The organism is Colwellia sp. MT41 (assembly GCF_001444365.1).
Lineage (GTDB): Bacteria > Pseudomonadota > Gammaproteobacteria > Enterobacterales > Alteromonadaceae > Colwellia > Colwellia marinimaniae.
The window spans coordinates 3,450,501-3,462,347 of sequence record NZ_CP013145.1 but is presented as its reverse complement, the minus strand read 5'-3'; the positions used below and the strand labels follow the sequence as shown (position 1 = coordinate 3,462,347).

Annotated in this window: 10 protein-coding genes; 8 read left to right on the top strand and 2 right to left on the bottom strand. The window is 38.8% G+C overall.

What is annotated here, in order from left to right:
- Positions 1–203: 203 nt before the first annotated feature.
- From CMT41_RS14700 to CMT41_RS14690, 3 genes are all read left to right on the top strand, one after another.
- Positions 204–557 (top strand): hypothetical protein, encoded by a 354-nt coding sequence (locus CMT41_RS14700; protein WP_058027694.1) that lies wholly within the window; start codon positions 204–206, stop codon positions 555–557.
- 263 nt (positions 558–820) lie between these two features.
- Positions 821–3,010, top strand: a complete 2,190-nt coding sequence (locus CMT41_RS14695) for a M3 family metallopeptidase (protein WP_058027693.1) — start codon at positions 821–823, stop codon at positions 3,008–3,010.
- 239 nt (positions 3,011–3,249) lie between these two features.
- Entirely contained in the window at positions 3,250–4,821 is a 1,572-nt protein-coding gene (locus tag CMT41_RS14690; protein ID WP_058027692.1) for a hypothetical protein, read from the top strand.
- Positions 4,822–4,963: 142 nt separating this feature from the next.
- Here the strand turns inward: CMT41_RS14690 and CMT41_RS14685 are convergent, their stop codons facing one another.
- A complete protein-coding gene (locus CMT41_RS14685) occupies positions 4,964–5,221 on the bottom strand; it encodes a DUF2164 domain-containing protein (RefSeq protein WP_058027691.1) in 258 nt (85 codons plus the stop codon).
- Between the two features lie 269 nt (positions 5,222–5,490).
- Between CMT41_RS14685 and CMT41_RS14680 the strand changes: the two genes are divergently transcribed.
- Positions 5,491–6,441, top strand: coding sequence for a putative porin (locus CMT41_RS14680; protein WP_058027690.1), 951 nt, complete (start codon positions 5,491–5,493; stop codon positions 6,439–6,441).
- 92 nt (positions 6,442–6,533) lie between these two features.
- Here CMT41_RS14680 and CMT41_RS14675 read toward each other — a convergent pair whose 3' ends face one another.
- Positions 6,534–6,992, bottom strand: coding sequence for an Lrp/AsnC family transcriptional regulator (locus tag CMT41_RS14675; RefSeq protein WP_057182212.1), 459 nt, complete (start codon positions 6,990–6,992; stop codon positions 6,534–6,536).
- 381 nt (positions 6,993–7,373) lie between these two features.
- Between CMT41_RS14675 and iscX the strand changes: the two genes are divergently transcribed.
- The 4 genes from iscX (at position 7,374) to CMT41_RS14655 (ending at position 11,635) form a co-directional block, all read left to right on the top strand.
- Complete coding sequence (gene iscX / locus CMT41_RS14670) at positions 7,374–7,580, top strand: Fe-S cluster assembly protein IscX (protein WP_057182210.1); 207 nt, start codon at positions 7,374–7,376, stop codon at positions 7,578–7,580.
- 290 nt (positions 7,581–7,870) lie between these two features.
- A complete protein-coding gene (locus CMT41_RS14665) occupies positions 7,871–9,559 on the top strand; it encodes an NAD-dependent malic enzyme (RefSeq protein ID WP_057182209.1) in 1,689 nt (562 codons plus the stop codon).
- Positions 9,560–9,737: 178 nt separating this feature from the next.
- Positions 9,738–10,169, top strand: a complete 432-nt coding sequence (gene ndk / locus CMT41_RS14660) for a nucleoside-diphosphate kinase (RefSeq protein ID WP_057182207.1) — start codon at positions 9,738–9,740, stop codon at positions 10,167–10,169.
- 293 nt (positions 10,170–10,462) lie between these two features.
- Entirely contained in the window at positions 10,463–11,635 is a 1,173-nt protein-coding gene (locus tag CMT41_RS14655) for a bifunctional tRNA (adenosine(37)-C2)-methyltransferase TrmG/ribosomal RNA large subunit methyltransferase RlmN (RefSeq protein ID WP_057182205.1), read from the top strand.
- Positions 11,636–11,847 lie beyond the last annotated feature (212 nt).

Sequence of the window (11,847 nt, the reverse complement as noted above, 5' to 3'; positions counted from 1 at the left end):
GTGATAGTTGGCCATTAATTTTTTATTCTGTTGCTATATGGCGACAGTTTTACCTAGCTTTAGCAGGTAACATCTAGATCTCATCTTGTAAAATCCTTTTAAATCAATGTTATGACAATCATGGCACACTGTGTGCTTATGCTCAAACGATAATGAATTTAATCCGCGTTAATTAACGCTTTAATTTTAAACAGAGGATTACCATGAATAGTATCAGTTTAACGCACGTAACCGCATTTGTAGTTGCTGTAAGTATGGCGTCGTTTTTTGTCAATGCTGATGATGCACTAGCTCATAGTACAGATGATAACTCTGCGGTACAGGCAGCCCCCTCAGCCAAGGCACTAGTGATTGCAGAGGTGAAAGAGTCAGCTAATAAGTTTACCTTTACTTCATTAGATAATGATAAAGATGGCAAATTAAGTCAGCAAGAGGTTATGGCCGGTAACAATGCATGGTTAGTGAAATCTTTTCAGCAAATCGATAGTAACGCTGATAAAGCAATTACAGAGCAAGAGCTAGTCGACTTTGTCGCTAAAACTACGGCGAGTAAATAACGAGTTCAGCACAGTTTTAGGGGAGCTCCCAACCCATATCAATTTGTTTCGTTGTCATTCTTAAGGACAGAGAAAGGACTTAATATACTTGTTATACTCCACTCCCCTTCAGGCCGGCTACATTAGTAGTCGGCCTTTTTTATGTCTTTTGCATAAAAATAAGTTTAATTGTAGAGATACTGCGATAGACGGTAATCACTGATATATCCCCGCTACTTGATGCTTGGTAAACTAGAGCTAATTACTATAAAAGAGAATATTCAATGAACCCCCTATTTATCAAGGCATTTTTAGTTTCTAGTATTTTGATGGGTTGCTCAACAGCAACTAATACTACTGATGTTCTGCCCGCAGCTAAGACATTAAATAACGCGACTAGTGTGCAAACCGTACAAGAGTCACAAGATCTCCTACTTGCTAAGTGGCAAGGACCTTTTCAGGGCGTACCCGCCTTTGAGCAAGTGACCTTAACTGGGCTAGTGCCAGCGATGGATAAAGCCATGGCTGATAAATTGCTGGAAGTAGAACTCATTGCCAATAACACCTCAGCGCCTACTTTTGAAAATACCATAGTGGCTATGGAAAAAACGGGCGCAGAGTTAAGCCGACTATTCAGCTATTACGGTATTTGGCGTGCCAACAAATCTAGCCCAGAATTTAGAGCACTACAAGATGAGATAGCGCCAAAACTGTCGATGTTTTATTCAAAAATAAATCAAAATAAAAAGTTGTTTAAACGTATTTCTGCGGTGTATAACAGTGATGCAACTAAGGCGATGAGCCCGGCAAATCAGCGTTTAGTGTTATTAATGTATAATAGCTTTGCCCGTAATGGTGCGACCTTAAATGTGGCAGATAAAAAACGTTATGCAGACATCAATTTGCGTTTAGCCCAGCTGCAAACCAAGTTCGGTAATAATATTTTAGCGGATGAAGAAGGCTATGTACTGTATTTAGACAAGTCACAATTAGGTGGTTTACCTGAATCAATTATCAACGTGGCAGCAGCAGCAGCGAATGAGCGTGATCATCAAGGTCAATACGCCATAACCAATACTCGCTCATCAATGGATCCCTTTTTAACTTACTCAACAGAGCGTGAGTTACGCAAAAATGTATGGCACAGCTACTATAGTCGTGGTGATAATGGCGACCAGTATGATAACAATGCCATTATGGCTGAAATTTTACAGTTACGTCATGAACGTGTTGGTTTATTAGGTTATAAAAATTATGCGTCATGGCGCTTAGAAGACCGTATGGCTAAATCACCTGAAAATGCCATCGCCTTGATGGAATCAGTTTGGCCGGCAGCGATTGCCCGTGTCGAGGAAGAAGTTGCTGATATGCTTGCCATAGGCAAGAGACAAGATGGTATCGAGCAAATCCAAGCATGGGATTATCGTTTTTATGCTGAGAAAGTGCGTCAAGATAAATACAACTTAGACTCTGATGAAGTAAAACAGTATTTACAACTTAATAACCTGCGTGAAGCTATGTTTTATGTGGCAGGGCGTTTATTTAACTTTAACTTTACCGAAGTAACCGATGGCTCTGTGCCGGTATTTCATCAAGATGTGCGTGTTTGGGAAGTTAAAGATAAAACCTCAGGTGAGCATATTGGCTTATGGTATTTAGACCCGTTTGCGCGCAAAGGTAAGCGCTCAGGTGCATGGGCAACTACTTATCGGTCGCATACCACCTTTGACGGTAAGAAAAATGTCTTGTCTGCTAACAACTCCAATTTCTCTAAAGGCATCGCTGGACAGCCTACCTTGATTTCTTGGTCTGATGCGGAAACTTACTTCCATGAATTTGGCCATGCATTGCACTTTTTAGCCTCTAAAGTTGAGTACCCAACGTTGAACTCAGGCGTACGTGATTACACTGAATTTCAATCACAGCTATTAGAGCGTTGGTTATCTACCGATGAAGTCATTGATAATTACCTTGTGCATTATAAAACCGGCAAGCCAATGCCAAAATCGTTAGTGGCTAAAATTAAACAAGCAGCTACCTTTAATCAAGGCTTTAAAACCACGGAATATCTAGCTTCAGCTCTAGTGGATATGAAATTCCATACGGTAGACCCAACCGGTATTGATGTCGATAAGTTTGAGCGTGAAACGTTAGCTGCCCTTAATATGCCGAAGCAAATTGTGATGCGTCATCGTAGTCCTCAGTTTGGTCATATCTTTAGCAGCGAAGGTTATGCGGCTAGCTATTATGGTTACATGTGGGCAGAAGTATTAACCTCTGATGCGGCTGAGGCCTTTGCCCAAGCGCCAGGTGGTTTTTACGATAAAGAAGTTGCCGCTAAACTCGTTGAGCATTTATTTAGTGTTCGTAACGCGGTTGACCCAAGCGAAGCGTACCGCGCCTTTAGAGGGCGTAATGCGAGAGTTGAGGCGTTAATGCGTGATCGTGGTTTTCCAGTGAAAACTAAAAACTAAAGCTAAGTATGTTAAATAAGGGTAAATAGCGCTTAATTTTCAGGGTAAAAAAACTCGCTTCGGCGAGTTTTTTTATAATTATTATTCGTTGTTTTTATAGGCTTTTGTAACTAAAATTACTTTTTAAGAGTGGTTTTACCTATAAGAGTTAATTATTTTTTGATGCCTTAAATATATTCGCGCTATAATTTGTAAATAAATGTAAATATTTGTGCGGAATCACCTTTAAAGGACCTTAAATGAAAACCTTAACTCTATGTCTTGCCTGTGTAGGACTATCACTGTTGACGGCTTGTCAATCAACCAGTAAAGATTTGATGACTAAAAATGCTGAGGTGAATCAGCAAACTCAATATTTTGTCGAGGCTAAAATTTCCCTTGATAAGTTAAAGCAAGATATTAGTCAAGGCAGAAAAGAACAACTTGCTTATTTTGCTCCGAGCACCTTTAAAAAAGCGGTGGCTGAATTTGATAATGCCACTGAAGTGTATATGGATATAGGTAAAAACGGCGCTTCTTCTTTTAATGTTTTTCAAAGTGATACCGAACAATACCTGCAAGCCAAGCAAGAAATAATTAACTATATTGCCTTGGCACATCAAAAGCTTAAATTTTCATATAGCATTAAAGATACCGCGGAAAGCACCTTAGCCGAAACTTTTAAGCAACAGGCGTTTTTATCAGAGATTGGTGCGCCAAAAGTGTTTGTTAAAGATTATAGAAAAATTAGCGCTAGAGTAGATGATTTGGTTGAATACATTGATGAAGGCCAGGTTAGTACAGCGCAAGAAAAACAAACTAAATTACTTATCGATATGCAGGCACTAGAAGTTCGCACTGTGCGTTACAATTATTTAGGTCAACTTGATAGCGATATTGCTTATATCAAGAAAAAGCGTCTGGCCAAATATGTACCAATTAGCCATAAACAATTATTAGCGGCGCGCAGTCATGCGAATGCCATCATTACCGCTACTCCTCGAGCCAGCGCTGAGATAAAAGTTGCGGTAAAACTAGCTGAGTTTGAACTTGCCCATCTTTACCATATAGCGAAAGAAGTCAATGCCTTAAAGAAAACAAAAAGTAAATATTATGAGCAATATTTACTGGCTAAAGAAGCGCTGATACACACGGTAGGTGAATCATTAGCAATCGCTGATGTACGTGATTTAGCCATGAACAAACAAGTTGCAGCCATAGCATTGCAAGCGGGTACTATAAAGAGCAAGTTAACTACTGCTAAAGCTGCTGTGTTAGCACTGCAAAGTGATAGTAACCAATCATCGGCAGCAACGGAAAGCCTTAGAGCAGAGTTTAAAAGCCAATTGGTTAATTTAGATGCCAAATATGATGCCCTTGTTATTGAAAATTCAGCGCTAAATAAGCAATTACAACGTAAAGATATCGACTTGGTTCGTTTACAAGCTTATAAAGAAGCGGTCTTACAAATTGAAAGTAAACATGCTGTTGAAAAAGAGCTGGCAGTGCAGGTACAAGCTACCAAAGAAGCAGAGCAAAAAGTACTTGCTTTAAAAGCAAAAGCTCAGCAAGAGGCGTTAGCCTTAGCGGCAAAAGTTAAGCTGGAAGCGCAGCAAGCTGCTTTAGCATTGCAAGCACAAGCAAAAAAAGAGGCTGAGAAAAAAGCCTTAGCATTGCAAGCACAAGCCGCAGTTCAAACAGTGCCGGTAAGTCAGACAGCTGAGCCAGTAAAAGCGATTGCAACTAAGCTCGAGGTTGAAACTCCAGCGGTAAAGGTTGAGGTTGTTGAGGCAGTGGTTGAAAAACCCGAGAAGGAAAAAAATAACAACTAATCCTTAATAGTTAAGGGCGCTTAGTCGCTGGGGAAAATTGACTTTATCGAAATTAAAATAAACTAATAGGTTTTAACTAATCTAAGAGAAGCCGCAGTTAATGACTTAACAGCGGCTTTATTTTAGCGATAAGCATAGCTATTTAACGGATAGGCTTTTCTATCTCACTGATGCCTTCGTGCATCATTTCACTAACATATTCTAGCTTAGTGGCAATAACCGTTTGTGCATCAAACAAGCCGCGATTATAAAAATAAGCACCGACTTCTTTAGAGAAAAAATCTAATAAAAATTCGGCATCAAACTGACCCAAATCTTGGTCGAGTTCTTTGGTAAAGTAGTCTTGTATTTTACTCACTAGTTGCTCTGTTTCAGTGCTGGAAAACTTAATGGTGCTCATAATAAACCTGTAAGAGGAGACGATTTTTATGCTTCGTGGTATCTCCTTAGTATACCTAGCAAGGCAGTAAAGTTGTTAGTGGTATTTTATCGTTTAATAAAGCCATTTCAGGGTAAATACTGCGTTAATTCGTCTTAGTAATCGTATATTATCTGTGAGGTTTTGTCTAAAAAGTGTAAGTTTATTAATCTATTAGTAGACGAGTTACTATTATAGTGACATATTTATTTCACTTTTTAATGGACAATATAATAAGGATATTAATTTTTATGAAAGTCTCAAAATTATCAGCTCTAGTGGCTTTGCTGCTCTCAAATACGGTACTTGCCGAAAGTTATCAGTCTTTTTCGACAGTAAGTTACTCACATAGTCGTTATACATCTAATATGCCAGCGTATGATCTTTATAGTAAAAGTGACACTGATGCTGTTGCGTTATATAGCAAATATTACTTCGATGAAAGGCAGACACTCGGTCCGTTAAATGAGTTTGCTTATATCAATACTATTAGTAATCTTTATGTTTTAGTTGCCAATAGCAACACGGAAGTTTCTTCAGCATATAAATCTAGAGATTCTAACTCGGATTCAAGCGATAATAGTATTGCTATTGGCGGTCAATGGATAATTAATAATTTTATTTTTGGCGTAAACTATAGCTACTACAAGTCAGAAGGTAAGTGGACAGATTCCTATTTTAGTGATGGTAACGAAATCTCTTATGATAATAGTAGTAGTTATTACGCGGCTGAGATCGGCTACTTAATTTCAGACGACTTAGTCATAAGCGCTCATTATAATGATGGCGGTGATGGCGATGACTACTTTAGCTATAGTAGTAGCTATAACTGGCAACTTTCTGGTATGGATTATATTGGTTTTAGTTATAATGTTGATGAAGACTTTGATGTTCATCAGCTGTCATCTAAATACTTTTTTGGCATCGCAGAGCAAAGTTATATAGTGCTTGGCGGCGGCTATACCCTTGATAATAGAGATGTTGTATTCGTTGATGATTACTGGAGTGTCAATGCTAGTTATTATTATAATGATAGCACCTCAGTGTCAGTGACTTATAGCGATAATGATTTTTATAGCCTAGGTGCTAGTTATTTTATTAGCAACAACTATTCAGTGCAATTGGGCTATAATTCAGTGGCTAATAATAAAGATGAAAATGATTTTGATGGTTATTACTTGAGCTTTTCCGCACAATTTTAATTAAGTAACTAGTCCGACAGCACCAGCTAACAGCCACCGATACTTTGCTGTAACGGTGGCTTTTTCATTGAGAATTTACTAAGAAAGTGTGCCTAAATATAATCTACTGGCAGGGCAGTGGTATATTTAATCTCTTCCATCGCGAAACTCGAGCTAATATCAGAAAAGTCTACCTTGGTAATCAATTCCTTATAAAAGCGATCGTAAGCTTTCATATCTGGCACAACTACACGCAGCAAGTAATCAACCTCGCCACTCATACGGTAGCACTCGACAATTTCGGGGAAATCTTGCGCAACTTGGGCAAATTTTGCTAACCAAGCAGGGTTATGTTGATTGGTTTTTATCATAACAAAAATAGACAGGCCAACATTTAATTTTTCAGGGTCGGCTAAAGCAACGCGGCCTTTAATAATGCCAGATTTTTCCATCGCTTGAATTCGGCGCCAACAGGGGGTCGTTGATAGACCTACTCGCTCGGCGATATCACTGGTTGAAAGGGTGCAGTCTTTTTGTAAAATACTAAGGATATGCTTGTCGAAAGAATCCATTTGGTCACCTGGGTGCTTATAGAGAATATAAAACTAAATATTCATGTAATGTTAGCATTTTATTTCTTGTTATGACCAAGTTAACATTGAATAAGTACAACTTCTTTAGAAATACTTTTGCCGAGGGCTCTCGGTATTATCTTTTAAAAGTTCTGTTGATATCATTTTGTTGATATATAATAGCGCGGTGTTTTACGAGTAGATTAATCATGAAGAGTTTTAAAAAGTGGTGGCATACCGATTGCCCTTTTTGTCGAAAGGCTAGGTTGCTATTCATCTGGCTTATACTAATGTTAATTATAGATTTATTTTTCTTTCAATTGTTATTTTAGTGGCTAGCTAAGTCATTAAAATCATGCAGCTAAGTATGGGGGTAATATCATGGCAAATGGACTACTATGGAGTGATTCTCAAGAGATCGCTCTTGATCTAATGGAGCAACATGTTGATGTTGATCCCCTTAAGTTACACTTTACTGAATTAAGACTATGGGTGCTGGCATTAGATCGTTTTGAAGATGATCCGGAACATTGCGGCGAACGGGTACTTGAAGCTATTCAACTGGCTTGGATGGCAGAGATTGATTAATGCTTGGTTAATGCTAATAGATTAAGCTGCACTGATTGTTAGCCCAAAATAATAATGCCCTGCAGTGATAGCATGCCAAGGTAAAGCCGGTACTTTTCACCACAAAAAAGTAACTGATTTTTCACATAGTGGCATCGAAATATCTTTTTCAAATCTATTACCAATCGATTCCGTCAAATAGCGCTCATTTTTAACAAATTCAAGCATGCTCTTGCTTTTCAGCAGGGGTAATATCATCTATACTTTTGGCTGATTTCCATTATTCATCAAACATATAAGCAGTAAGTCAAATGCCCCAATCCAAACGCCCACTTTATATTCATTATGCTGGACCTTCATTATTAGAAACACCTCTACTTAATAAAGGCAGTGCCTTTAGCAAAGAAGAACGCGGTAATTTCAACTTAACTGGCTTATTGCCACCACGGTATGAAACTATTGATGAACAAGTTGAGCGGGCGTATCGTCAATACAGTTGCTTTAATAGTGACATTAATAAGCATATTTATTTACGTGCTATTCATGATAATAATGAAACCCTATTTTTTAAGTTAGTACAAAGTAATTTAACCGAAATGATGCCTATCATTTATACCCCGACGGTAGGAGATGCTTGTGAGCAGTTTTCGGATATCTATCGTAGCTCGCGTGGCTTATTTATTTCTTACGAAGATAGATTTAATATTGATGATATTTTACGAAATGCCACTAAAAATAAAGTTAAAGTCATTGTAGTTACCGATGGCGAACGTATCTTAGGTTTAGGCGACCAAGGCATTGGTGGCATGGGCATTCCAATTGGTAAGTTATCACTTTATACCGCTTGTGGTGGTATTAGCCCAGCCTATACTTTGCCTGTGATGCTTGATGTCGGTACTAATAATCAGAAATTATTAGACGATCCTATGTATATGGGCTCTCGACATAAACGTATCGATCAAGATTCCTATGATGAGTTTTTAGAGTTATTTATCAGTGCAGTTAAGCGTCGCTGGCCACAGGTGCTGTTGCAATTTGAAGATTTTGCTCAAGGCAATGCCATGCCTTTATTACAGCGCTATAGAGATAGAATTTGTTGTTTCAATGATGATATCCAAGGAACCGCTGCGGTTACTGTTGGCACTTTACTTGCTGCCTGTCGCAGTAAAGGCGAAAAATTATCAGAGCAACGTGTTGCTTTTGTTGGTGCCGGTTCTGCGGGTTGTGGTATTGCCGAACAAATTATCAGTCAGATGATAAGCGAAGGTGTTTCTGCGGAACAAGCGCGTAGCCAAGTATTTATGGTGGACAGGTTTGGTTTGCTAACCGAAGGTATGGCAGAGCTTAGAGACTTCCAACAAAAACTAGTACAAGGTAAAGAGGCTATTTCCGCCTGGAATGTACAAGGGGATTTCGCTTCACTTGTTGAAGTCATGCATGGTGCAAAACCTAATATATTGATTGGTGTTTCTGGGCAAGCAGGTTTATTTACCGAAGAGGTTATTACTGCGATGAAGTCACATTGTGACATGCCTATTATTTTGCCGTTAAGTAACCCTTCTCGTCAAGTAGAAGCTACCCCTAGCCAGGTGATTAATTGGACAAAAGGGCAAGTGATTATTGCTACAGGTAGCCCATTTGAGCCAGTTGAATATCAAGGTAAAACGTACCCTATTGCCCAGTGTAATAATGGTTACATCTTCCCTGGTATTGGTTTAGCGGTTGTTTCAGTAGGTATTACTCGCATAACTGATGATATGTTAAAAGTTGCTAGCGAAAAATTAGCCGCGGCTTCTCCACTGGCTAATAAAGAGTCTGATGAGCTATTACCACCGCTAACAGCCATTGCCCAATTAAGCAAAGACATCGCTTTTGCTATTGCTAAAGTTGCTTTTAAAGAAAACCTAGCGCTGGCAATGAGTGATGATGAATTGCGCGCTAAAATAGAGCGTAACTTCTGGCAGCCTGCTTACCGCCAATATCGTCGGACCAGTGCGTAAGGTCTCTAGCTAATTGCCATTGCGAGCTCTAAATAAACTAATGATGTTGCTGAGACGATATCATTAGTTTTTTACTGTTTTTTCGTCTATAATGCGCGCAAAATTTTAGCCGTTTTACCAATGGCTAAAGAGACATTTAAATTTTCAACTTAACTACATTAAATTAAGAGGGCTTATCATGGCTATCGAACGTACTTTTTCTATCGTAAAACCAGACGCAGTTGCTAAAAACTTCATCGGTCAAATCTACAACCGTTTTGAAACTGCTGGTTTAAAAATCGTTGCAGCTAAAATGATTCACTTAAGCAAAGAAAAAGCCGAAGGTTTCTATGCTGAACATAGTGAACGTCCTTTCTTTGGTGCTTTAGTTGAATTTATGACTTCAGGTCCTGTGATGGTGCAAGTGTTAGAAGGCGAAAACGCTGTTCTTAAAAACCGTGAAATCATGGGTGCTACTAACCCTGCTGAAGCACTTGCGGGTACTATCCGTGCTGACCTTGCTGATAGCATCGACGAAAATGCTGCTCATGGCTCTGACGCGGTAGCATCAGCGGCACGTGAAATCGCTTATTTCTTCTCAGACGACGAAATTTGTGCTCGCACTCGTTAATATTGCTTAACAGTTATTACTTTGTACAATCTTTTGCTCGCCAGTGCACACGTAGTGCTAGCGCCTTAATCTTGAACAAATTAGCGAGCTGTTAATGCAACATTAATTGCAGTGAATACAAAGGATTTTACTGAGCAATTAGTAAAATCCTTTTGTTATTTTAAGCGGATAATAATTCGCAGTAAAATAAGCCAGTAAAATTGCGATTGTTGCTTAAAAAGCGTACAATACGCGCCTTGTTTTTTAGACTGCTGTTAGCAGTAGTTTGATGTTAGTTATTGAGAGTTTTTTGTATGAGTGATGTAAGCGGTAAAATAAACCTACTTAATTTTGATCATAAAAGTATGCGTGAATACTTTGAGTCTATTGGCGAAAAACCCTTTAGGGCCGATCAAATGATGAAGTGGATTTATCACTTTGGTTACAGTGACTTTGAATTAATGACTAACATTAATAAGAAGTTACGGGAAAAACTACAGCGTAATTGTGTAATAACGGCGCCGGAAATTTCTGAAAAACAAGTGTCGGTTGACGGTACTATTAAATATTCATTAAGACTTGAAGGCGGCCAAGAAATTGAAACCGTATGGATCCCTGAAAATGGTCGTGCCACCTTGTGTGTCTCCTCTCAAGTTGGTTGTGCATTAGAGTGCACCTTCTGTGCTACCGCCCAGCAAGGCTTCAATCGCAATTTAACTGTGGCTGAAATTATTGGCCAAGTATGGCGTGTTGCCAATGATATTGGTGCAACCCGCATTACCGGTACTCGTCCTATTACCAACATTGTTATGATGGGAATGGGAGAGCCGCTATTAAATATGAAAAATTTAATCCCGGCACTGGATACCATGTTGAACGATTTAGGTTATGGTTTGTCTAAGCGTCGAGTGACGGTCAGTACTTCCGGTGTTGTTCCTGCGTTAGACATGCTTAAAGAAAAAATTGATTGTGCTTTAGCTATCTCAATTCATGCGCCAAATAATAAGTTACGTGATGAATTAGTGCCAATCAATAAGAAATATCCCTTGGAAGATTTTCTTGCCGCAGCCGGACGATATATTGATGGCTCAAAAGCAAACAAACAAGCAACTATTGAATATGTCATGCTTGATCATGTTAATGACAGTACTGAACAAGCACACGAACTGGCTCATGTTTTAAAAGGCTTGCCGAGTAAAATTAACTTGATTCCTTTTAACCCATACCCAGGTTCACCTTATAAGCGCTCAAGTAACTCTCGAATCGACCGTTTTGATAAAGTATTGCAAAGTTATGGCTTAACGGTAATTACTAGACGTACACGTGGTGGTGATATTGATGCCGCTTGTGGTCAGCTTGCCGGTGATGTATTAGATAGGACTAAGCGTAGCGCTTTTCTTAGCGCTAAAAACAGCGCAAAAAATGCTGAAATAAGTTCATTGAAAGATCAGGCTAAAGCTGACACTATCTCTATCAAAGTAGTTTAAGCATTAGGGTATTGTTTTTAGTGAAAAATAGTACCAACTTCATTAATGTAAGCTTACAGTTGCAACTTTACCAGCTGCAATGAAGAAAAATGTTCAAGAGCCAGGCGCTTGCTTGAGTAATAGCTGACTGCTGGCATTGAAAACAACGATGTTATTGGCTATTTAAGCTATTTGAAAATGATCACTAAGTTAGTGAGTTTGCTATGACAATA